The sequence below is a fragment of the Falsiroseomonas stagni DSM 19981 genome (assembly GCF_900114315.1).
GTDB lineage: Bacteria > Pseudomonadota > Alphaproteobacteria > Acetobacterales > Acetobacteraceae > Falsiroseomonas > Falsiroseomonas stagni.
In genome coordinates, this window is the sequence record NZ_FOSQ01000013.1 from 94,384 (window position 1) to 116,461 (window position 22,078).

At 72.4% G+C, this 22,078-nt stretch carries 22 protein-coding genes; 11 read left to right on the forward strand and 11 right to left on the reverse strand.

Annotation, left to right across the window (positions count from 1 at the left end; translation table 11 throughout):
* Positions 1–2 precede the first annotated feature (2 nt).
* Genes BM041_RS24335 through BM041_RS24340 form a run of 3 tightly spaced genes read right to left on the reverse strand, consistent with a single transcriptional unit; the run spans position 3 to position 1,815 of the window.
* Complete coding sequence (locus tag BM041_RS24335) at positions 3–872, reverse strand: FkbM family methyltransferase (RefSeq protein ID WP_175534142.1); 870 nt, start codon at positions 870–872, stop codon at positions 3–5.
* Positions 873–931: 59 nt separating this feature from the next.
* Entirely contained in the window at positions 932–1,147 is a 216-nt protein-coding gene (locus tag BM041_RS30780) for a hypothetical protein (protein WP_175534143.1), read from the reverse strand.
* Positions 1,148–1,152: 5 nt separating this feature from the next.
* On the reverse strand, positions 1,153–1,815 hold the full coding sequence (locus tag BM041_RS24340) for a dienelactone hydrolase family protein (RefSeq protein ID WP_092962514.1): 663 nt from the start codon (positions 1,813–1,815) through the stop codon (positions 1,153–1,155).
* Positions 1,816–1,854: 39 nt separating this feature from the next.
* On the opposite strand from BM041_RS24340, the gene BM041_RS24345 reads away from it, so the two are divergent.
* The 3 genes from BM041_RS24345 (at position 1,855) to BM041_RS24355 (ending at position 3,658) form a co-directional block, all read left to right on the forward strand.
* Complete coding sequence (locus tag BM041_RS24345) at positions 1,855–2,040, forward strand: DUF4169 family protein (protein ID WP_092962515.1); 186 nt, start codon at positions 1,855–1,857, stop codon at positions 2,038–2,040.
* 80 nt (positions 2,041–2,120) lie between these two features.
* Entirely contained in the window at positions 2,121–2,465 is a 345-nt protein-coding gene (locus tag BM041_RS24350; RefSeq protein ID WP_092962516.1) for a YciI family protein, read from the forward strand.
* Positions 2,462–3,658 (forward strand): DUF6596 domain-containing protein, encoded by a 1,197-nt coding sequence (locus BM041_RS24355; RefSeq protein ID WP_092962517.1) that lies wholly within the window; start codon positions 2,462–2,464, stop codon positions 3,656–3,658. The genes BM041_RS24350 and BM041_RS24355 overlap by 4 nt, the downstream gene beginning before the upstream one ends.
* On the opposite strand, the gene BM041_RS24360 is transcribed toward BM041_RS24355, so the two are convergent.
* The gene (locus BM041_RS24360; protein ID WP_245762251.1) at positions 3,645–4,121 is read right to left on the reverse strand and encodes a YciI family protein; all 477 of its coding nucleotides are present in this window, start codon (positions 4,119–4,121) and stop codon (positions 3,645–3,647) included. The two genes, BM041_RS24355 and BM041_RS24360, sit on opposite strands and share 14 nt — an antisense overlap.
* 14 nt (positions 4,122–4,135) lie before the next feature.
* On the opposite strand from BM041_RS24360, the gene BM041_RS24365 reads away from it, so the two are divergent.
* On the forward strand, positions 4,136–5,278 hold the full coding sequence (locus BM041_RS24365; RefSeq protein ID WP_092962518.1) for an Acg family FMN-binding oxidoreductase: 1,143 nt from the start codon (positions 4,136–4,138) through the stop codon (positions 5,276–5,278).
* Positions 5,275–5,718: a MarR family winged helix-turn-helix transcriptional regulator gene (locus BM041_RS24370; RefSeq protein ID WP_092962519.1), complete on the forward strand. Its 444-nt coding sequence runs from the start codon at positions 5,275–5,277 to the stop codon at positions 5,716–5,718. The genes BM041_RS24365 and BM041_RS24370 overlap by 4 nt, the downstream gene beginning before the upstream one ends.
* Before the next feature lie 57 nt (positions 5,719–5,775).
* Here BM041_RS24370 and BM041_RS24375 read toward each other — a convergent pair whose 3' ends face one another.
* A complete protein-coding gene (locus BM041_RS24375) occupies positions 5,776–7,209 on the reverse strand; it encodes an amidohydrolase family protein (RefSeq protein WP_092962520.1) in 1,434 nt (477 codons plus the stop codon).
* 107 nt (positions 7,210–7,316) lie between these two features.
* Between BM041_RS24375 and BM041_RS24380 the strand changes: the two genes are divergently transcribed.
* Positions 7,317–8,840 (forward strand): ABC transporter substrate-binding protein, encoded by a 1,524-nt coding sequence (locus BM041_RS24380; protein WP_245762252.1) that lies wholly within the window; start codon positions 7,317–7,319, stop codon positions 8,838–8,840.
* Positions 8,841–8,893: 53 nt separating this feature from the next.
* Here the strand turns inward: BM041_RS24380 and BM041_RS24385 are convergent, their stop codons facing one another.
* The 3 genes from BM041_RS24385 to BM041_RS24395 form a co-directional block, all read right to left on the reverse strand.
* The gene (locus BM041_RS24385) at positions 8,894–9,859 is read right to left on the reverse strand and encodes a Bug family tripartite tricarboxylate transporter substrate binding protein (RefSeq protein WP_092962522.1); all 966 of its coding nucleotides are present in this window, start codon (positions 9,857–9,859) and stop codon (positions 8,894–8,896) included.
* Positions 9,856–10,254 (reverse strand): RidA family protein, encoded by a 399-nt coding sequence (locus tag BM041_RS24390; protein WP_092962523.1) that lies wholly within the window; start codon positions 10,252–10,254, stop codon positions 9,856–9,858. Before BM041_RS24390 ends, BM041_RS24385 begins: the two co-directional genes overlap by 4 nt.
* A gap of 61 nt (positions 10,255–10,315) precedes the next feature.
* Entirely contained in the window at positions 10,316–11,290 is a 975-nt protein-coding gene (locus BM041_RS24395) for an OmpA family protein (protein WP_092962524.1), read from the reverse strand.
* Positions 11,291–11,395: 105 nt separating this feature from the next.
* Here BM041_RS24395 and BM041_RS24400 point away from each other — a divergent pair, with 105 nt between their 5' ends.
* The 5 genes from BM041_RS24400 to BM041_RS24420 all read left to right on the forward strand — a co-directional run bounded on the left by BM041_RS24400 (position 11,396) and on the right by BM041_RS24420 (position 15,723).
* Positions 11,396–11,827: a CoA-binding protein gene (locus BM041_RS24400; protein WP_092962525.1), complete on the forward strand. Its 432-nt coding sequence runs from the start codon at positions 11,396–11,398 to the stop codon at positions 11,825–11,827.
* Positions 11,828–11,981: 154 nt separating this feature from the next.
* Positions 11,982–12,680, forward strand: coding sequence for a DUF2076 domain-containing protein (locus BM041_RS24405; protein ID WP_092962526.1), 699 nt, complete (start codon positions 11,982–11,984; stop codon positions 12,678–12,680).
* Positions 12,681–12,786: 106 nt separating this feature from the next.
* The gene (locus BM041_RS24410; RefSeq protein ID WP_092962527.1) at positions 12,787–13,635 is read left to right on the forward strand and encodes a LysR family transcriptional regulator; all 849 of its coding nucleotides are present in this window, start codon (positions 12,787–12,789) and stop codon (positions 13,633–13,635) included.
* Positions 13,636–13,835: 200 nt separating this feature from the next.
* Positions 13,836–15,071 carry an MFS transporter gene (locus BM041_RS24415; RefSeq protein WP_175534144.1) on the forward strand — a complete coding sequence of 412 codons (1,236 nt, stop codon included), beginning with the start codon at positions 13,836–13,838 and terminating at the stop codon, positions 15,069–15,071.
* A 4-nt stretch (positions 15,072–15,075) separates the two neighbouring features.
* Positions 15,076–15,723: a trimeric intracellular cation channel family protein gene (locus BM041_RS24420; protein ID WP_245762253.1), complete on the forward strand. Its 648-nt coding sequence runs from the start codon at positions 15,076–15,078 to the stop codon at positions 15,721–15,723.
* A gap of 6 nt (positions 15,724–15,729) precedes the next feature.
* Here the strand turns inward: BM041_RS24420 and BM041_RS24425 are convergent, their stop codons facing one another.
* From BM041_RS24425 to BM041_RS24435, 3 genes are read right to left on the reverse strand one after another with little or no spacing between them, the layout of a single operon-like run.
* Positions 15,730–18,570 (reverse strand): ATP-binding cassette domain-containing protein, encoded by a 2,841-nt coding sequence (locus BM041_RS24425; protein ID WP_092962528.1) that lies wholly within the window; start codon positions 18,568–18,570, stop codon positions 15,730–15,732.
* A 1-nt stretch (position 18,571) separates the two neighbouring features.
* Positions 18,572–20,713 carry a cysteine peptidase family C39 domain-containing protein gene (locus BM041_RS24430; protein ID WP_092962529.1) on the reverse strand — a complete coding sequence of 714 codons (2,142 nt, stop codon included), beginning with the start codon at positions 20,711–20,713 and terminating at the stop codon, positions 18,572–18,574.
* The gene (locus tag BM041_RS24435; protein ID WP_092962530.1) at positions 20,713–22,047 is read right to left on the reverse strand and encodes an NHLP bacteriocin system secretion protein; all 1,335 of its coding nucleotides are present in this window, start codon (positions 22,045–22,047) and stop codon (positions 20,713–20,715) included. Before BM041_RS24435 ends, BM041_RS24430 begins: the two co-directional genes overlap by 1 nt.
* Positions 22,048–22,078: the final 31 nt, after the last annotated feature.

Here is a 22,078-nt window from a genome sequence, read left to right on the forward strand (position 1 = left end):
CGCTACAACCGCGCGCGGCGCGCCAGCACCAGTTGGATGTCGCCATCGCGGGCCAGGGCCTCCGCCAGCGACAGCGGCGCCACGCGGGCATCGGCGCGCAGGTGGCGCAGGGGGAAGCGGGCGGCGATGGCGTGCAGCAGGGCGGCGGGGTCCTGGCCCCGGTCGCGGTTGAACTCCATCAGCACCAGCACGTCCGGGCTGCGGTCCAGCAGGCCCTGCATCCCGGCCCAGACCGCCTCCTCCGCCCCCTCCACATCGATCTTCACGAAATCCACGGCGCCCGGGGCCAGGTCGTCCAGCCGCAGGGTCGGCACTTCCGCCTCCGTCACCGTGCCGCCGCCACCCGCCGGCCGCGAACCGGGGGGCAGCAGATGGCCGTTCTTCGGATCCGCGGTGTCGAGGCGCAGCCACCGCACCTCCCCGCCCCTGTCGGCGGCGGCGGCCTGGTGGATGCGCACGCGGTCGGCCAGGCCGTTCATCACCAGGTTTCGCCCCGCCAGCCCGGCCAGCGCCGCGTTCGGCTCCACCGCCTCCACCCGCCCGGCCGGGCCGACCATGTCCGCCATGAGGACGGTGAGGAAGCCGAGATTGGCGCCGGCATCGATCGCCACCTGGCCCGGCCGCAGCACGCGCGCGATGAAGGACACGACCGCGTAGTCCCAGAACCCCTCGATCATCAGCCGCGCCGACAGGCCGAGGTCCCGGCCCTCCACCACCAGCGGATAGCGGCCGAGCGCGCGGCACAGCACCACGCCATCCGGCAGCGGCACGGCGCGGGCATGGGCACGGATCAGCGCCTGCATGCGAACGCGCCGCCAGGGGTTGGCGAAATCCTCCGGCTCCAGCCGGAACAGCGCATCGCCGGCACCCACGCGCCGGCGCCGGCGCCAGCGCCCATGAAGTCGGCTGGCGAGCCGGAGGAGCCCGAGGCTCAGTCGCGATTCTCCATCGAGACCGTGGGATCGCCGGGCGCCGCGGCGCCTTCGCGCCGGCGGCGCCGGACGAAGACGGGCACCAGCAGCACGACCAGGCCGAGCAGCGCGATGACCCAGAAGGGATAGGTCGACTGGTCCGACCGCCCGGACCAGATCGGCATCATCACCAGCAGGAACAGGCAGCAGGCGGCCGTGACATAGTAGCCGACCATGCGCGTCAGCCCAGGTGGCGGGCGAAGAAGTCGAGCGTCCGCCTCTCCGCCACCGCCGCATCATCGGCCTTGTAGGAACCGCGGTCCTCGCAGCCGAAGCCGTGGCCGGCGCCCTCATAGACGAAGATCGCGATGCCGGGCTGGGCGGCGCGGATGGCCTCCACGTCGCTCATCGGGATGGAGGCATCGAGGCTGCCGAAATGCAGTTCGACCGGGCAGGACGGCGTCTCATCCTTCGTGCCGGCGATGCCGCCGCCATACCAGCCGCAGGCCGCCTTGAAGCTGGTGCTGCGCGTGGCACCCCACCAGGCGACGGTGCCGCCCCAGCAATAGCCGACGATGCCCTTCGCCGCGCCCGCGGGCAGGGCGGCAGCGCAGGCCTCCACATCCAGCATCGGGCCATCGGCGGGCACCTTGGCGCGCAGGTCGCGGCCGCGCGCCACGTCATCCCCGGTGTAGCCAAGCTCCACGCCGCGCTCCACGCGGTCGAACAGCGCGGGGGCGATGACCTGGTAGCCTTCCTTCGCGAAATCGTCGCAGATGCGGCGCATGTGGCGGTTCACGCCGAAGATCTCCTGCACCACCACCAGCGCCTTCTTCGCGTCGTCCGGGCCCGCCTTGTAGGCGGCGAAGCGGTGGCCGTCGGCGGCGGTGAGTTCGATCATCATGGCGTTTCTTCCGATCCTGGGGCGCGGTATCCTGCCCCCATGGCCGAGATCGTCAACCTGAACAAGGCCCGGAAGGCGGCGAAGAAGCGCGGGGAAGCGGCGGAAGCCGCGGCGAACCGCGTGAAGCATGGCCGCACGGGGGCGGAGAAGCTGAACGACCGGCGTGAGGAGGCGCGACGCCGCGCCTTGCTGGATGCCGTGAAGCGCGACGACAAGCCAGGCTAGCAGCTGTCGAAAAGCCGGCAGCCCGCGCGTCATCATCCCGGCGCCGATCGGGCGCCGCCACGATCGCGAAGGAACGCGCCATGCAGGTCATGCTGCTGATCCATGCCGATGAAAACGCCTGGCCGCTCATGCCGCCGGCCGCCCGCGACGCGGCCATGGCGGCCTATGGGGCCTATACCGCCGCGCTGCGGGAAGCCGGGGCGCTGGTGAACAGCAACCGCCTCCTCCCCACCGCCGCGGCCCATACCGTCCGGATCGTGGATGGCGCGCCGCAGGTGCTGGACGGCCCCTATGCGGAGACGCGGGAGCAGCTGGGCGGCTACTACCTGATCGACGTGCCGGACATGGCCACCGCGCTCGCCTGGGCGGCGCGCTGCCCCGGCGCCGGGCATGGCGTGGTGGAGGCCAGGCCCGTGATGGCATGACCGCGGCGTCGCTCGCCGCCGAACGCGCGGCGCGGGACAGCTACGGCAGGCTGCTGGCCTGGCTGGCGGCGCGGGGGCGCGACATCGCGGCGGCGGAGGATGCGCTGGCCGATGCCTTCGCCGCCGCGCTGGCCACCTGGCCGAGGGACGGCGTGCCCGACAAGCCCGAGGCCTGGCTGCTGACCGCGGCGCGGCGACGCCTGCTGGACGGGCATCGCCGCCGCGCCACCGCGACCGCCGCCGAACCCACGCTGCGCCACACGGCGCTGCTGGCGGAGGAGGCGGATGCGGAGGCCATCCCCGACCATCGCCTGGCCCTGCTGCTGGCCTGCGCGGCGCCGGAGGTGGAGCGCGCGGCGCAGGCGCCGCTGATGCTGCAGGTGGTGCTGGGGCTGGACGCCGCGCGCATCGCCTCCGCCTTCCTGCTCTCCCCCACCGCGATGGGACAGCGGCTGGTGCGCGCGAAGCGGCGGATCGCGGCCAGCGGCGCCCGCTTCGCCCTGCCGGGGCGGGAGGTGGTGGCGGCACGGCTGCCCGCGGTGCTGGACGCCATCTACGCCGCCTATGCCGCCGGGGCGCAGGACCCCGCCGATGGCGGCGCCCTGGCCGGGGAGGCGCTGTGGCTGGCGCGGATCGCCGCGGCGCTGGCGCCGGAGGAGGCGGAAGCGGCGGGCCTCGCCGCGCTGCTGCTGCACCTGGAAGCGCGGCGGCCGGCCGCGCGGGACGCCGCGGGTCGCTACGTCCCGCTCTCCGCGCAGGACATGGGCGCCTGGGACACCGCGATGCAGGCGGAGGCAGAGGCGTGGCTTCGCCGCGCCTTCGCGCTGGGCGCGCCCGGGCGCTTCCAGTGGGAGGCCGCGGTGCAATCGGTCCATGCCGCGCGGCGCGTGACCGGGCGCACCGAATGGCGGGAGATCCTGCTGCTGTACGACGCCTTGATGGCCGCCACGGGCAGCCCGGTGGTGGCGGTGAACCGCGCCGTGGCGCTGGCCGAGGTGGAAGGCGCGGCCGCCGGGCTGGCCGCCCTGCGAGAGGCCGCCGCGGATGGAAGGCTGGCGGGCTACCAGCCCTTCTGGGCGGCGATGGCGGCCCTGGCCGGGGGCGAGGAAGCCGCCGCCGCAAGGCAGCGCGCCGCGGGGCTGGCGACGGACCCCGCGGTGCGCGATTTCCTGCTGCGCCTCACCCCATCATGACGAGGTGGGGACGCAGCTCGATCGTGCCGAGCGCGGCGGCAGGGCATCGGGCGGCCCATACCTTCGCGGTCTCCAGGTCCGGCACCTCCAGCGTGAAATAGCCGCCAAGCTGCTCGCGCGTTTCGCTGTAGGGGCCATCGAGCACGGCGGCGCCGCGCACCAGCGTCGCGGTCTCCGGCCCCTGCAGGCCGGCGCCGCCCTGCACCATCCCGGTCGCGCCCAGCGCATCGGCATAGGCTTTCCAGGCGCCCCAATAGGCGGCGGCGCGGGCGGGATCGGTGCGCGCGGCGACATCCTCGGGCGCTTCGTGGATCAGCATCGTGACCTTCATCGGTGTGTCCTGGCTCGGCGCGCGGAATGGCGCGTCCGGGAGCATGACGCGGCCGGGGCGCGGATTTCGACAGGGTTGCCGATTTTTCTTGATATCATTCGTCGTCGAACCATATTGTTCGATATCGAACATATGGAGCTGCCCCGATGACCATCTCCCGCCGCCTCCTGCTCTCCGCCGGCCTGGCCGGCATGGCCCTGTCCCGCACCGCGCGCGGGCAGGTCGTCAGCGCGGCCGATCCCGCCGCCCCCTGGGAAGCCGCCCCCGCCGCCGCCCAGCATCCGGACCCGCGGGTGCGGGCGCTGGCCTGGGCGGTGCTGGCGCCCAACCCGCACAACCGGCAGCCCTGGATCGCGGAGTTGCCGGATGCGGCGCCCGACGCGGTGGTGCTGCGCTGCGACCTGGATCGCCGCCTGCCGGTGACGGACCCCTTCGACCGGCAGATCACCATCGGCCTCGGCGCCTTCGTGGAGTTGTTCCGCATGGCGGCGGCGCAGCAGGGGTTTTCCGCCGTGGTGACACCCTTCCCGGAGGGAGAGCCCCGGCCGCGGCTGGATGGCCGGCCGGTGGCGGTGATCCGCCTGGCGCCGGGTGGCGTCGCGGACCCGTTATTCGCCGATGCCGCCGCGCGGCGTTCGGTGAAGCGGCCCTTCGACCTGGCGCGGCCGGTGCCGGAGGCCGCGCTGGCCGTACTCGCCGCCACGGTGGATGCACCGCGGCGCTTCGGGGCGACGACGGCGCCGGCGCGGGTGGAGGCGATCCGCGACCTGGCCTGGCGGGCCTGGCTGATCGAGGCGCGGGATGAGGCTGCGCATCTGGAGAGCGTCGATCTGATGCGCTTCGGCCGCGCCGCCGTGGCCGCCAATCCCGACGGCATCAGCATCTACGGCCCGGGGCTGGATGAGGCCGTGGCGGCAGGGCAGTTGACGCGGGACGCCATGTTGCCCGGTCGTCCGGGCTACGACATCATGATCCAGCGCTACACGCCGATGCTGGCCGCCACCCCCGCCTATGTCTGGACGACGAGCCCGGGCAACAGCCGGGCGGAGGCGCTGGCATCCGGCCGGGACTGGCTGCGCATCAACCTGGCCGCCACCGGCCTCGGCCTGTCGCTGCACCCTGTCAGCCAGGCCCTGCAGGAGTTTTCCGCGATGGCCGGCCCCTATGCCGAGGCGCAGGCGATGCTGGGGGGTGGGGGCGTGGTGCAGATGCTCGGGCGGCTGGGCTACGGGCCGACGGTGCCGGCCACGCCGCGCTGGGCGGTCGAAACAAGGATACGCCGCGCGTGAATGACCCGCCGCTCTTCGTCCTGTTGAACGAGATCTCGATCATCGAGCATCTCGCGCGCAACAGGCTGGAGCGGGCGCTGCCCGAGGGGCTGCGCGTGTCGCATTTCGTGGTGCTCAATCACCTCGTGCGGATGGGCGATGGGCGCAGCCTGGTGCGGATTGCCCGTGCCGTGCAGGTGGAGCGCCCCGCCATGACCAACACGATCCAGAAGCTGGAGGCGCGGGGCCTGGTGACGCTGGAGGCCGATCCGCGCGATGGCCGCGGCAAGCTGGTGTTTCTCACCCCCGCCGGCCGTGCTGCGCGGGAGGAGGCGGTGGCGATCGCGGAGGCGGCGATCGCGCCGGTCGCCGGTGATGTGTCGGCTGCCGAGGTTGGGGTGGTCCTTCCCGTCTTGCGGCGCCTGCGCGCCGCCCTGGACCGCGCCCGCGACGACGATTGAAGGCGGGGCCCGGGGGGCGCCAGGCCCCCCGGCGGAGCGCGAGGCGGAGCCTCGCCCTTACTGATACCGCGTATTCTTCCAGAAGCTCTCCGGCGTGACGGTCATGGGCCGCATGCCGCTGCGGTCCAGCGCCAGCCCGATCTCCCGCGTCGCGTCGTCGAGGATCTCATCCTCCTGCACGGTCAGCACGGTGCGCCCCGCCATCACGATGCGTCCGCCGACGATGACGGTGTCCACATCCGATCCCACGGCGAAGCAGACCAGGCGATACAGCGGCATGTCGCCGGGCCAGAGATGCGGCTTGCGCAGGTCGATGATCGCGAGGTCCGCGCGCTTGCCCACTTCCAGGCTGCCGACCTCCTCCGCCATGCCGAGTGCCGCGGCGGCGTCGCAGGTGATCATCTCCAGCGCCTTGCCGGGCGGGAGCACCTTCGCGTCGCGGAAGTGGCGGCGGTGGTAGTGCATGGCCTGGAACATGTGGCGGAACATGTCGAAGCTGCGGTCGGGCGCGGTGCCGTCGGAGCAGATGGCGACGGTGGCGCCGGCCTCCATCAGCTCGATCGCCGGGCAGCGGCCGATGATGGAGAAATTGGCGGAGGGGTTGTGCGCGACCTTGGTGCCGGATTCCGCGATCAGCGCGATCTCGTCCTCATGCAGGTCGATGCAGTGGGAGAGCAGCGCATCCGGGCCGAGCAACCCGGCCTCCGCCGCCGCGCGCACCGTGCCGCCCTTGTGGCCGTCCTGCGTGAAGCCGACGCCAAGGCGGCGCGACAGCGCGCGCACCTGTTTCGCGGTGTCGTCGTATTGCGCGGCGATCTCCGCCGTCACGCCGGGGCGGCCGGAGAAGGCGACGGGCGCGCAGAGCATCACGCGGCTCATCGCGCCCTGGCGATCATGCAGCGCGGCGGTGAGTTCCTCGCAGACCTGCAATTGCCGGTCGAGCGTGACGGCGAGGCTTTCGTGGCTGTCGCCATCCCAGCGGAAGAAGGTGTTGGGATAGGGCGGCGGCGAGGCGCCGGGGCAGATCACGTGCCGCACGCCGACGCGGCGATAGCCGCTGGCATGGGCAAGCGCATGCGATGCCTCGTCCGTGCGCGACCCATAGGCGCCGAAGATGGAAAGACTGGTGGTGACGCCGGCCTTGAGGCGTTCCAGCGCGGCCAGCGATCCATCGGCGCCCCAGAAATCCGGCGTGGCGCCGCGGGGATAGATGGCTTCCACCGCTTCCGCCCATTTCGCGCTGTCGCCGCCGCCGAGCGTTTTCACAAGGGTGTGACCGGCATGGGCATGGGCATCGATCAGGCCGGGCAGCACGGCCTTGCCCTTCGCGCTGAGTTCGGGCGCGCCGGGGAAGCGCGCGCGCAGCGCGGCCGTGTCCCCGATGGCGGCGATGCGGCCGGCTTCCAGCAGCACGGCACCGCCTTCGATCACGCGGCGGTCCGGATCCATGGTCACGACCAGGCCATCCACCACCAGCAGCCGATCCGTCATTGTCCGCCCTTCCGTTCTTCCCTCGGCACAGCCTAGCATCGTGCGACGTCGGGGAAAGGATGCGGACGATGACGCGACAGCGAGCATGGCTTGCGGGATTGGCATCGGTGGCGATCGCCACCGCGGTGCAGGCGCAGGAGGTGCGGATCGGCTATGGCGCGGCCGTCACCTCCGTCGATCCACATTTTCACGCGCTGACCAGCAATGTCGCGATCCACCAGCACATCTACCAGGCCCTGGTCGGGCAGGATGAGAAGCTGGGCCTGAAGCCGGAACTCGCGACCGCCTGGCGCGCCATCGACCAGACCACCTGGGAATTCACGCTGCGCCCGACCGCCCGCTGGCATGACGGCACGCCCTTCACCGCCGCGGATTTCGCGCCCAACATCGACCGCGTCGCGAATGTGCCCAACAGCCCGGGCCGCTTCACCATCTACACGCGGCGCATCAACCGCGTGGAGATCGTGGACCCGCACACGCTGCGCCTGCACACGGACGGCCCCCATCCGCTGCTGCCGAACCAGATGGCAGGGCTGATGCTGGTGCGCGGCAGCGATCGCGATTCCTCCACCGCCGACTTCAACAATGGCCGCGCCGCCATCGGCACCGGCCCCTACCGCTTCCGGTCCTGGACCCCGGGCAGCCGCTTCGAACTCACGCGCAACGACGCGTATGACGGGCCGAAGGAACCGTGGGAGCGGGTGAATTTTCTCCTGATCACCAACACGGCGTCGCGCGTCGCCGCCCTGCGCGCGGGCGATGTGCAGCTGATCGACCAGGTGCCGACGGATGAGGTCGCGGGGCTGTCGCGGGACGCCAATCTCGGCGTGTTCTCGATCCCCGGCGTGCGCAACATCTACCTCTATGTCGACCACGCGCGGGAACGCACGCCGGGGGTCACGGACGCCGCGGGCAATGCCATCGACAACCCGCTGCGGGATGTCCGGGTGCGGCGCGCCCTCTCGCTCGCCATCAACCGCGACGGCATCGTGCGGTCGGTGATGAACGGGCAGGCGGTGGCGTCGGGGCAGCTGCTGCCGGCCGGCGTGATGGGCCATGACCCGTCGCTCCGCCCCGATCCCTTCGACCCCGAACGCGCCCGCCGCCTGCTGGCGGAGGCCGGCTATCCGCAGGGCTTCCAGATCGTCCTCGGCGGGCCCAACGACCGCTACATCAATGATGACCGCGTGCTGCAGGCCATCGCGCAGGGCTGGACGCGCGCCGGGCTGCGCGTGCGGGTGGAGGCGCAGCCCTCCGCCACCTTCTTCGGCCGCGCGGCGCGGGCGGAATTCAGCGTGGGCCTGCTGGGCTGGGGCACCGGCACCGGGGAGCCCGACAGCCCGCTGCAATCCCTGATCGCCACCAACGAACCCAGCCGCGGCTGGGGCGCCGTGAACCGCAGCGGCTATTCCAGCCCGCGGCTCGACCAGGTGCTGGCGCAGGCGCTGCAGACGCTGGAACCGGCAGCGCGGGAGCCGCTGTACCAGCAGGCCACCCGCATCGCGATGGAAGACCTGGCGATCATCCCGCTGCACCATCAGGTGAATATCTGGGCCGCGCGGCGTGGCTACACCTACAACGCGCGGAATGATGAGCGGACGATGGCGACGGAGCTGCGGCCGGCCAGGTAGCGCAGACCCCCACCCCAACCCTCCCCCGCAAGCGCGGGGGAGGGAGAGCCTAGTCAGTCAGCGGTCGCGCCGCTGGCCCGTACGATCGGCGCCCAGCGCGCGATCTCGCTGCGGATGAAGGCACCGAATTCCGCCGGCCCGCCCTCCAGCACCTGCATCCCCTGCCCCGCCAGCCTCTCCCGCACCGCCGGAACCTCCAGCGCGGCGCGGGTCGCGGCGTTGATCTGCTCCACCACCGCGGCAGGCGTGCGCGCGGGGCCAACGAGCCCGAACCAGGCCGTCACGTCGAAGCCGGGCAGGCCCAACTCCGCCAGCGGCTTCACCTCCGGCCAACTCGCCATCGGCCGCAGGCCCGACAACGCGATCGGCCGCAGCCGCCCGCCCTGCGCCATGCCGAGCGCCGCGGGGACGGAAGCGAAGGTCATCGTGGTCTGCTGGCCGAGTACCGCATTGATGCTCTCCGGCGCGGAACGGAACGGCACATGCGTCAGCCGCACGCCCGTCATCTGTTCCAGCACCGCGCCACCCAGATGCTGCGACGTGCCCGAGCCACCGGAGGAATAGGTCAGCTCCCCCGGCCTGGCGCGTGCCGCGGCGACGATGTCGGCCACGCTGCGATAGGGGCTGTCGGGATGCACCACCAGCACGTTGGGGCTGGTGGCGGCCAGCGTGATCGGCGCGAAATCCGCCACCGGGTCGAAGGGCATGGCCCGGTAGAGCGCGGGATTGATGCCATGCGTGGACACCGTCGCCATCAGCAGCGTGCGGCCATCGGGATCGGCGCGCCTCACCACCTCGCCGGCGATATTGCCGCCCGCGCCGGGGCGGTTCTCCACCACCACGGATTGCCCAAGCCGTCGCCCGAGTTCATCGGCCAGCGCGCGCGTCAGGATGTCCGCCGCCGACCCCGCGCCGATGGTGACGATGATGCGGATGGGGCGCGCCGGGAAGGATTGCGCGCGCGCCCCGCCGGCCAGCGCCAGGGCGGGTGCGGCCAGCAGCAGCGACCGGCGGTTCATGGCACCACCCCGATGCCCTGGATTTCCACCACGATCCCCGGCCGCGCGAAGGCGCTGACGGTCAGCAAGGCGCTGCACGGGAACCTCCCGCCCGGGAAATGCTCCGCCCGCAGCTTTACCAGCTGGTCCCCATGCCGGGGGTCCAGGATGTAGACCGTCGTCCAGACGAGGCTGGAAAGGTCGCCGCCCGCGCGCTTCAGGGTGCGGTCGATCAGCGCGTAGCAGGTCCTCACCTGCTTCTCGAAATCCCAGTTGATGTCGTTGCCGTCCAGGTCCTGCGTCGCGGTCTGGCCGGAAAGCCAGACGGTGCGGCCGCCCGAGGTGATGACGGCGGGGGAGAAGGCGCGGGATTTCTGGAAATCCGTGCCTTCCAGATGCTCGACGACCAGGCTCATGGCACTCCCTCTCGGATCGGTGATAGGGAGCCTGCAACCGATTGCGGGGTGATGGGAAGCCCTACCGCTTCACGATCTCCACGCGCCTGTTCTGCTGGCGGCCGGCATCGTTGTCGTTGCTGGCGATCGGCGCCGCCATGCCGGCGCCGAAGGGCGTCAGTCGCCCCGCAGCGATGCCCCATTCCCGGGTCAGTGCCGCCACCACCGATTGCGCGCGGCGCGTGGAAAGCTGGACATTGTAGTCGAAGGCACCCTGCCCATCCGTATGCCCGGCGACGATCACGTTCAGCGCGGGGTTGGCGCGCAGGAACTTCGCCACCTCCTCCAGCGTCGGGCGGGAAGCCGGCAGGATCTCCGCGCTGTCGAAGCCGAACTGGATGCCATACAGCGCGACGCGGCCCGTGCGCTCCACCGCCTGCTGCATGGCGGAGGCATCGACGAAGGTGATCCGCCCGCCCTGCATCGGCCGGCTTTCCACCACATCCACCAGCACCTGCGTCCGCTGCCCCTGCACCACGGCCAGGATCGCGACATGCACATCGCCCTCCGGCCGCGTCAGCTTCGCCAGCGTGTAGAGCTGGTTCTCCCACCCCGCGGCCAGGCTCGGGCTCGGGCCCGGCACGCCTTCGACGACCGCGAACCACAGATCGGACCGGTCCCCGCATTCCTGGGCACGGCAGGCGAACAGCGTCTCGAACCCGTTCGCCGCCAGCTTCTCCTGGTGGTTGCGCATGACCTCGAGCGGCGAACGCCCCTCGGGCCCTTCGTAGCGCAGCCGCCAGGCGCGGCCGGAGACGGGGATGGAGTTGCGGTCATTGATGCGCGACCCCGTCTCCCGCGTGTCGCGGCCATGGACGGGGCGGTTCACCATGCGGAACTCGTCGAAATCCCGCGGGCGGTAGTGCCGCAGCGACGAACCCTCATACCGCCCGACCAGCGGATGGTCTCGCCCGCCAGCCACATCGGGCGCGGGGCGCGGCTGGGCCGACACCGGGGCGGCAAGGAGCAGGACGAACAGGAGCAGGAGCGTGCGCATGCCGCATTGTTCCGCATCGCCGCGAAACCGGACAACCGCGCCATTGTTTCACCCGCTTCGCGCCGCGCCCTTTGCGTGGCAGCCGGAAGCGGGCAGAACAGCGCCATGACCGCCGCCGACGACACCACCATCCGGGACCTTCTGCTCGCCACGCGCCGCATCGCCGTGGTCGGCGCCTCCGACCGCCCGGACCGGCCGAGCCACGGGGTCTTCGGCTTCCTCCTCGCCCGCGGCTATGACGCCACGCCGGTGAACCCGGTGCTGGCGGGCAAGGCCATCCTGGGCCGCGAGGTCGCCGCGACACTGGCGGCGGCCGGGCCGCTCGACATGGTGGACATCTTCCGCCGCAGCGCGGAGGCCGGCGCGGTGGTGGATGAGGCGATCGCCCTCGGCGCGAAATCCGTCTGGCTGCAGCTGGGCGTGGTGGACGAAGCCGCGGCCGCGCGCGCGCGGGCGGCGGGGCTGGTCGTGGTGATGGACCGCTGCCCGGCGATCGAATGGCGGCGGCTGAACCTGCCCGCGCGGATCGGTGCGTGAAACGTAACACCCACCCCGCTTGAAAAGCGCGTCGCGCCGGGCCACCTTCGGCCCACGTTAAATGCCGGTAAGGTTGCGCGGGCACCCTGCCGGCCCCACCCGCCCGCCCGGACCGCATCGCGGCCGGACTTCCTGCCAAGGGAATGAGAGAGACATGACGGACGAGGAACGCCGGATCATCACCGGCTATGTGGAGCGGGTGAGCGGCGCGGCGAACGCGGCGCCGGCGCGCCCGGCCTCGCCCTGGGGGGCGTTCGGCGGCCAGCAGCAGCCGGCCGCGCAGCCGCTGCCCCCGGTGGACCGGGAAGCCGATGCGCTGATCGCGGACCTGTTCAACCGCTATCCGGAAGCGCGCTACCGCATCACCCAGACCGCCTTCGTGCAGGAGCACGCGCTGGTGGAGATGCAGAACCGCATCCAGCAGCTGGAGTGGGAGCTGGAGAACGCCCAGCGCCAGGGCCAGGCGGCGCAGAGCCGCGGCGGGATGTTCGGCGGCATGTTCGGCGGTGGCGGCAGCCGTCCCGCGCCGATGCCGCCCCGCCCGCAGCCGCAGTATCCGCCGGGCTACAACCCGGCCGCGATGCAGCAGGGCGGCGGCCGCGGCTTCCTCGGCACCGCCATGATGACGGCGGTCGGCGTCGCCGGCGGCCTGATGCTGGGCAATGCGCTGATGGGCGCCCTCGGTGGCGGCGCGGCGCAGGCCGCGCCGACCTCCGATGCCGGCGGCTCCGCCTGGACGGATCCCGGCGCCGCGGCCAGCGAGGCGCCCGCCTATGGCGACGACGCCCAGGCCTATGACAATGGCGGCGGCTATGACGATGCCGGCGGCGGTGGCTACGACGAGGAAATCTGATCCCCCCACGGGGTGACGGGGAAGGGGCGCGGCGGGGATACCTGCCGCGCCTTTTTCATGTCCGCTGCTCATTGATCCCGGCCGATCCATTGTGGATCATCCAGGCATGCGCATTCCCGACCTCGACCTCGACCTGCTGCGCTGCTTCGTGACGGTGGCGGAGCAGGGCGGCTTCACCGCCGCCGGCACCGCGCTCGGCCTGACGCAATCCGCCATCTCGCTCAAGATCAAGCGGCTGGAGGATCTGGTCCGCCGCCCCGTCTTCCAGCGCACCAGCCGCCGCGTTTCCCTGACGCGGGAGGGTGAGACGCTGCTGGCCTATGCGCGCCGGATGCTGGCCCTGAATGACGAAGCCGTGCGCCGCCTGGTGGCACCCCCCGTCGCGGGGCGGCTGCGGCTCGGCGTCGCCGACCATTTCGTGCCCCGCAGCCTGGCCCCCATGCTGGCCCGCTTCGCCACCACCTATCCCGAGGTGCGGCTGGAGGTGGAGGTGGGCCGCAGCCACGAACTCCGCGCCAAGCAGGCCAAGGGGGGCCTCGACCTGGTGCTGGGCAAGCGGCGGGATGGGGAGACGGCGGGCGTGCCGATCTGGACGGAGACGGTGGTCTGGGCCGCCGCCGCCGATTGGCAGCCGCCGGAGGGCCGCCCCCTGCCGCTCGCCTTGCTGCCGGAAGGCTGCATGTTCCGCGAACGGGCCCTGGCCGCCCTGGCCCGCGCGGGGCTGGGGTTCGAGGCCGTCTTCACCTGCGACAGCCTGCTCGGCCTGGCCGCGGCGGCGCAGGCGGGCTTCGCGCTGACCGTGCTGGGCCGCAGCGGCTTCCCGCCGGGGCTGCGGGAGGTGCCTGGCCTGCCGCCACTCGGCGTCGTGGAGATGGCGGTCTTCGGGGATGAAACGGGCCGCAGCCAGGTGGTGGCGCCGCTGGTGGGGCTGATCCGGGACAGCCTGGCCGAGTAGGGGCTGGGATGCGCGCGTGGCGATTGACCGCGCGCGGGGGCGGGGCGCAGCGTGGCGCGCGAATACCCCCACCCCAGCCCTCCCCCGCAAGCGCGGGGGAGGGAGCAGGCAGCGCCACCCGCACTCCCTCCCCCGCGCTTGCGGGGGAGGGTCGGGGTGGGGGATAGCCGGCGCGACGAATACCCGGAGCCCGCGCCCGCATGCACGCCGAGACCGCCGACGTACCGCATCAAGACGCCCCGCACCGGGACGCCCGCGTGCTGGCGCTGATCGGCACGGGCCACTTCCTCAGCCATTTCTACATGCTCTGCCTGCCGCCGCTGTTCCTGGTGTGGCAGGCGGAGTTCGATGTCTCCTTCGCGACGCTCGGCCTGGCGGTGGCGCTGATGGCCGGCGTCACGGCGGCCTTGCAGACGCCGGTGGGGTTCCTGGTGGACCGGCACGGCGCCATGCCCTTCCTGCTCGGCGGCGTGGCTCTGATGGCGCTGTCCATCGCCGCCATGGCCTTCGCGCCGGGCTTCTGGGCGATCGTGCTGCTGTCCATCCTGTCCGGCGTCGGCAATGCGGTGATCCATCCCGCGGACTACGCGATCCTCGGCGCCTCCATCCATCCGTCGCGCATCGGGCGGGCCTTCGCCATGCACACCTTCACCGGCAATCTCGGCTTCGCCGCCGGCCCGCCGGTGGTGGCGGCGATGCTGCTGGTGATGGATTGGCGCATGGCGCTGCTGGTGCTGGGGCTGGTCGGCGTGCCGGTGGTGCTGGCCATCCAGTGGCAGGGCCGCATCCTGAAGGACCAGGCGAAGCCGAAGGATCGCGCCGCCGGGCCGGGCGGGCGCGAATTGCTGCTGTCCCGCCCCATCCTGCTGTTCTTCGCCTTCTTCCTGCTCTCCGCCATGGCCGGCAGCGCCATCCAGGCCTGGTCCATCACGGTGCTCGGCAAGCTCTGGGGCACGCCGGTCGCGGTCGCGTCGCTGGCGCTGACCGCCTACATGGTCGGCGCCACGGGCGGCACGCTGGTGGGCGGCTGGTATGCGGACCGGTCCACGCGGCACCTGGTGTTCGTGATATCCACCACCATCGCATCGGCGGCGCTGCTGCTGTCGCTCGGCCTGGTGCCGATGCCGGAATGGCTGCTGCCGGCGGTGGCCGCGGCTTCGGGGCTGCTGATGGGATCGTCGCGCACGCCGCGCGACGTGATGCTGAAGAACGCCATCCCGCCGGGGCAGATGGGCAAGGTGTTCGGCTTCGTGTCCTCCGGCCTGCCGCTCGGCGGCGCCATCACGCCGGTGCCCTTCGGCTGGCTCATCGACCTCGGCCTGGCCTGGATGGTGTTCCCGCTGGCCGCGGCCCTGCTGGTGGCGTCGCTGTTCTGCATGGGCAGCGCGCAGGGCGCCGCGCTACGCGCGCGGGCCGTGCCGGTGGCGGCGGAATAGGGCGTTGGACGCCTTCGATACGGGGCTCCGAATCCTCGACCTGCTGGGCATCGCGGTCTTCGCCGCCTCCGGCGCGCTGGTGGCCAGCCGGAAGCAGATGGACATCGTGGGCTTCGTGCTGATCGGCGTCATCACCGGCTTCGGCGGTGGCACGGTGCGGGACCTGCTGCTGGGGCGCACGCCGATCTTCTGGCTGAAGGCGCCGGAACTGCCGGCCATCGCGGCCGCCGCCGCCATCCTGGTGTTCTTCTTCGCCCATCGCGTCGAAAGCCGCTTCAAGGCGCTGCTCTGGGCGGATGCGGTGGGCCTCGCGCTCTATGCCGTGCTGGGGGCGGAGATCGCGCTGATCGCCGGCGCCAACCCCTGGGCCGCCGTGCTGCTGGGCGCGGTCACGGCGACGGCGGGCGGCATCATCCGAGACGTGGTCTGCAACGAATTGCCGCTGATCCTGCGGAAGGAGATCTACATCACCGCCGCCATGGCCGCCGCCACCGCCTATGTGGTGCTGCGCCTGGCCCCCCTGCCGCGCGACGTGGCGCTGGTCTCCGGCATCGCGATCGGCTTCACGCTGCGCGGATTGTCCATCTGGCGCGGCTGGTCCCTGCCGCCCTTCCGGCCGCGCCCGGCGCGGGACTATCCGGACGCCCGGTAGGGCGTCTCACCCCGGCTCGATCACCCCGGCCTCGACCAGCTCCTCGAAGCGCCCGGCATGGGCGACGCGGCCTTCCTCGATCACCACGATGCGGTCTGCGCCGCGGATCGTCTCCAGCCGGTGCGCGATGACGATGCGGGTGCAGGTCATCCCCGCCACGGTGCGCGTCGTCACCGCCTGGGTGGTGGGGTCCAGCGCGCTCGTCGCCTCGTCCAGGATCAGCACATCGGGCCGGTTCACCAGCGCGCGCGCCAGCAGCAGGCGCTGCACCTGCCCGCCGGAGAGCACCTGCGACGCATCAGCGATGGGCGTGCGCAGGCCCAGCGGCATGGCCCGCACATCCTCGGCGATGGCGGCGCCTTCCAGCGCGGCCCAGATCTGCGCCTCCGTCGCGTCGCTGAAGCCGCGCAGCGTGTCGATCAGCGCGCCGGGCGGCAGGGTCGCGCCCTGCAGCACGGTGCCGACGCGCCGCCGCAGCAGGCCGAGGTCGAGCGAGGCGAGGTCCTGCCCGTCATAGGCCACGGAGCCGAAATGCGGCCGCTCCAGCCCCAGCAGCAGGCGCACCAGCGTGGATTTCCCGCAGCCCGACCGGCCGATGATGGCGACGAATTCGCCCGCCTCCACCTCCAACTCCAGCCCCCGGAAGACCGGCTGTTCCGCCCCCTCATAGGCGAAGGCGACGTTGGACAGGGACAGGTGGCCGGACAGGCGGCCGGGATCGATCCGCCCGGCCGTCGCCTCCGGCAGGGATTGCATCAAGGGCGCCGCATGGTCGCGCATCGCGTTCAGCGGGTGCAAGCCCATGAAGGCCGCGCCGAAGCCGGACGCCGCGCCATTGGCGATCATGAAGGCCATCAGGAAGCCGACCACCGCCGGCTTCGCGCTGGCGTCGCCGGCCGCGAAGACCACGAACAGCAGGCCGAGCGCGATGAAGGTCAGCGCGGCGGAGATGGCGGCGTGCCAGGTCTCCACATGCTCCTCCGCCAGCTTGCTGCCGCGCAGCGCCATGAAGCGCTCCGCCCAGCGGGCCAGCAGGCGCTGCTCCACGCCGGCCAGGCGCAGCTTGGTGATGCCGCTCACGGCCTCGATCGCCAGCGCATCGGCCGCGCCGGTCTGCGCCAGGCTGGCGGCATGGGCGCGCGTCTTCAGGATGCCCGCGCCGATGGAGAGGCCGAGTTGCAGCAGGATCAGCGGCAGCGCCACCACGGCGGCCATCGGAATATAGGCGAACAGCGCAGCCATGGCGGCGGTGAAGGTCGCGATCCCACCGATCATCGCCAGGCGGTAGTTCTTGCGCCCCAGCGGCACGGCCAATGCGACGCCGAGGCGCGAGGCGAGGTCGGACGGGTTGTGCCGCCGCAGCACCGGGATCGGCAGGCGCAGCAGCCGGTCCCACAGCGCGGCATGCAGCGGCGCCTCCATCGTGGCCGTCATGCGGTGCTTGGCGATGTCGCCCGCCATCTGCACGACGAAATTGGCCAGCCCCACGCAGGCCAGCGCGATGCCGAGTTCCACCAGCCCGAAGCGGTTGCCGCCCGGGATCAGCGACCCCGTCGCGAAGGACATCGCGACCGGCATGCCAAGGCCGAGGAAGGCACCGATGACGGCGGCCCCGATCGCCAGCGCCTTGTCCGACCCATGCGGATGCACGAAGTGCTGCAACTGCGCCCAGCCCAGCGGCTGGTCCGGCAGCGGTTCGATCAGCGTCCAGGCGCGGGCTTCCAGCGTGCCGGCGACCGCCTCCGTCACCGCCACCGCGGCGGCGCCGGGCTTGTGGATGGCGTAGTGGCTGCCGGCGCGCAGCAGCGCCACAGCATCGCCCCCTTCCTCCCGCCCCAGCAGCGGGCCGAGGTCGCGCTTCCACCAATCCCCGGGCAGCGCCACCTGCCGCAGCCGCAGGCCGGAGGCGCGGGCGATCTCCTCCATGGTGGGGGGCGTGTCGATATCCTGTTCGCGCAGCCGGATCGGCCGCGTGATGCGCGGGCGGAGCCCCGCGGCCTTCGCGACCGCCACCATGGCGAGGAACAGCGGCGCCTCGTCCCGCCCGGGATCGGCTTCCGCCGGCGGGGGCGCGTGCAGCAGGGCGGCGGCGATGCCGGCGGTGCGGCTTTCCGCCTCCCGGTCCTGGCGCGCCCGTTGTTCCAGCCGCCCGCTTTCGTCGATCTCCGCCAGGCTGCGCAGCCCCGGCAGCATGGCGACACAGGCCTGGGTGAAGGCGGCGATGCCGGCGGCCGCGTCATCCAGCGCCTCCGGCAGGACGCCGGCGAAGACCGGCGCCTCGAAGGCCGATCCCGCGACGATCCACGCCTGGGGAGGCAGGGGCAGCAGGCCGGAGACAGGTTCGAGGCCCAGCAGCATGGCCCCCTGGGCCGGCAGGCGCAGCCAGGCGCCGGCACCGCGCGTGGTGGCGGATTGCCGGTCGGCCAGTTGCAGCATGCGGCCGGGCCGTGCCACGCGGTCGATGTTGGAAGGCCGCCAGAGCCGCGCGCCGAGCCCCTGGGCCAGCACGCCCGCCCAGCCCTGCATCGCCTCCAGCACCGCCTCCGACCCGCCCAGCGCGTGCAGCTGCGGCAGGCGGCGGAGCACCGCGCCGGCGGCGGGGCGGATCACCAGGCATTCGATGTCGGACTCATGCCCGACGACCAGGCTGCCTTCCTCCAGCCTGCCGACGAAGAGGTAGGGGCCGGGCGGCGCCACGCCCTCCTCCAGCCCCTCCACCGCGGCGAAGAGGTCGGCCTCCCCCCCTTCCAGCACCCAGAAGGCACCGGGCTCCGCCAGGCTGCGCGGGGGCTGCTGGAAGCGGCGATCGATCGTCTCGATCGGCAGCGTCGAGGTGAGCGTGTCCATCTCAGGCCTCCTGCAGCATCAGCCGCGCGAAGGCGCCGCGGCGGGCCGCCAACTCCCCGGGCGGGCCCATCTCCACGATCCGGCCGCGCTCCATCACCACCACGCGGTCGCAATCGCGCAGCGGCGCCAGGCGATGCGCGATCACCAGCATCGTGGCACCCCGGCGACGGATGTTGGACAGCAGCTCGGCCTCCGTCTCGTCATCCAGCGCGGCCGTCGCCTCGTCGAAGACCAGGATGCGCGGGTCCTGCACCAGGGCGCGCGCGATCTCGATCCGCGCGCGCTGGCCACCCGACAGGTTCGTGCCGCCGCCGGCCACGGGGAAGGCGTAGCCCTCGCGCCGGTCCAGGATGAAGTCGTGGATCACCGCGTTGCGCGCCGCGGCGTGCAGGCGTTCCTCCGACACCGTCGGGTCCCACATCGCGATGTTGTCGCGCACCGTGCCGGTGAACAGGAAGCCGTTCTGGTCCACCACCTGCACGCTCTGCCGCAGCACGGCGCGGGGGATGTCGCGGATCGGCTTGTCGTCCAGCAGCACCTCCCCCGACCAGGGCTCATGCAGCCCCGCCGCCAGCAGCGCGAGCGTCGATTTGCCGGACCCGGAGGCGCCGACGATGCCGACGCGCTCGCCCGGCTCGATCACCAGCGACACGCCGGTGATGAGGGGCGCGGCGCGGCGCGAATGCCCGAAGGTGACGTCGCGCAGCTCCACCTTCCCCTGCAGGCGCCGGATGAGGCGCGGCGCGGGCGGCGGCTTCGTGAATTCTTCGGACAAGGGATGGCGCAGCGTGTCGTCGAGCAGGCGGAGATTGGCGCCGGCTTCCTGCAGCCGCGGACCCAGTTGCACCAGCCGCCCGACCGGCGCCAGGAAGGCGGATTGCAGGAACAGGAAGGCGACCAGCGCGCCGATGGACATCTGCCCATCGATGATGAGGCCGCCGCCCACCGCGATGGCCGCCGCCGCGGCGATGGTGGTGACCAGCCCCGGCAGGTACTTCAGCGCGGCCCGGCCCAGCATCAGCGATTGCCGCAAATTCAGCGCGCGGGCGCGCCGCGCCGTCAGCCGATCGAACAGCAGCGCCTCCGTCCCGCTGGCGCGGTAGCTGTCGATCATGCGCAGCCCCTGCTTGGCCTCCGCATCCTCCAGCCCCTGCTCGTTCAGCAGCCGCTGCTGATCCTCCCGCAGCCGGGCCGACAGCAGCAGCAGCGCCAGGCCGAGCGTCGCGGCGCCGAGCGCGGAGACGAGGCCGAGCCGCCAGTCGAACAGCACCAGCACCGCCAGGTAGGTGACGGCCATGATGAGGGCGAGCATCGTGCCGCCGATCTCCCGCGCCACCGTCCCGGCCACGCGGTCGTTCAGCATCACCCGGTCCGCGATGCCCGCCGCGCCGCGCTGGCCGTAGAAGGACAGCGGCAGGCGCAGCACGCGTTCCATGAATTCGATCCCGCCGCGCACCGCGACACGGGTTTCCAGATTGTGCTGCAGCGTCTTCTGCATCCAGGTGCAGAGCGCGGCGAAGAGCCCCGCGCCGAAGACCACCAGCACGATCGGCCACAGCCAGGCGACGATGCCGGCCGACATCACGCGATCCAGGAATACCTGCCGGAAACTCGGCTGCAACACGCCCGGCACCGCCAGCATCAGGCTGATCCCGATGGCGAGCCATACGGCCGCGCTGCCGCCCTTCAGGCGGTCCGCCAGCCCGCGCAGCGCACTCGGCGCGCTGCCGCCGCGCTGGAAGTCGGGGCCGGGCTTCATCATCAGCAGCACGCCGCTGAACTGCCGGCGCAGCTCCCGGTCATCCACCCGGCGGCGGCCGCGGGCGGGATCGTTCACGCACCACAGGCCGCCGGACTTCCCTTCGAGCACCAGGAAATGGTCCATGCCCCAATGCAGGATGGCGGGGCAATCGGCCTGCTCCAGCGCCTCCGGCTCGCAGCGCACGGCGCGGACCTCGAAGCCCAGCTCCCGCGCCGCGGCCACGATGTGCTGCGCCTTGCTGCCGTCGCGGGATACGCCGCAGCGCGCGCGCAGATCCTCCAGCGTCAGCCACAACCCGTGATGCGCCGCGATGATGCCAAGGGCGGCGGCGCCGCATTCCGCCGCCTCCACCTGCAGGATGGTCGGCGTGCGCATCGCCATCACCGCTGCGCCACGGTGGTCGCGGCCGGCGCGGCGGCGCTATCGGTCGTGACGCGCACATCCTCCCCCAGCCATCGCTGCAAGGCGGGCAGGCCGAGCGCGATCATCCGCACCTGGCGCACCGTGGCCTGCATGCCGACCGGCGTGCCACCCTCGATCGAGAAGGCGGGACCGCTGCCGCCGGACCAGACATGGCGGCCGCGGGCGTCGTGCTGCAATTCGATGTTCACCTCGAACAGCGTGCGCTGGTTGCGCTGGAATTCCGATACCAGCGCATCGTTCTGCAGCGTGCGGAGCATGCCCGCGCTGCTGGCCGGCGTATCCGCCACCCGCAGCACGCGGCCGCGCAGGAAGCCGTATTCCTGCGACGGCGCGGTGGCGGGGGAGAGGTCGACCGTCATGCCTGGCTGAAGCTTCTTGCCGTCCTGCGCGCCGACATAGACCAGGCCCACCAGCGATCCCGTGCCCGCTGCCGTGTCGCTGCGCACCAGCGTCAGCAGCGGGCCGCCGCGGCTGACCACCTGCCCGACATTCGCCTTCGCCTCCACCACGCGGCCATCGAAGGGCGACCGGACCGCCCCCATCCGGTAGATGCGGTCATTCAGCGTCGTCACCTGGCGTTCCGCCGTCGCCACGCGCTGGTCGGCGGTCAGCATGTCCCGCTCCCGCTGCGTCTGGCGCATCATCGCGTCCATCTCCAGCACGCGGCGCTCGTTCTGGAGGCCCTCGATCTGGTCGCGCACGCCGAACAGCTCGATCTGCGCGCCGATGGCGCGGTCCCGCGTGGCCAGCGACCGGTCCGCCAGATCCCGCACCACGCCCTCCCGCTCCGTCAGCAGGCGGAGGCGATCCTGCGCGGCGCGCAGGCTGCGGGCGAGCCCTTCATCCCGCGCGGCGCGCCAGGCGCGGTCCGCGGCCTGTTCGCGCTCCTGGAAGCGACGCATCTCCGCCCGCGCCGTCTCGGCATCCCGCAACTCACCCTCCGCCGCGGTGAGTTGCAGGCGAAGCTCCGCCTGGTCCACCACCGCGACCACGCTGCCGGCGGTGACGAGATCCCCCGGCCGCGCGGTGAATTCCACGACGCGCCCCTCGGTGTCGGAGACGATGTCGGTCAACCCGCCGGCGGAGAGCAGGATGCCCTGGCCGTTGATCTTCACCGGCACGTTGGTGACGGCGGACCAGCCGATGAGGCCCAGCGTCAGCGCGCCCAGCACGCCCCACAGGATCTTCAGCGGCGGGGGAACCACCTCCAGCGCGTCCTCCACCGTGGTGACGGAGGTGGCGGAGGCGACGGCCTCCGCACGGAACAACGGGGGGTTGCCGGGGTTTTCCATGGGCGTGCATCCGCGTCAGGGCGTGAAGCCG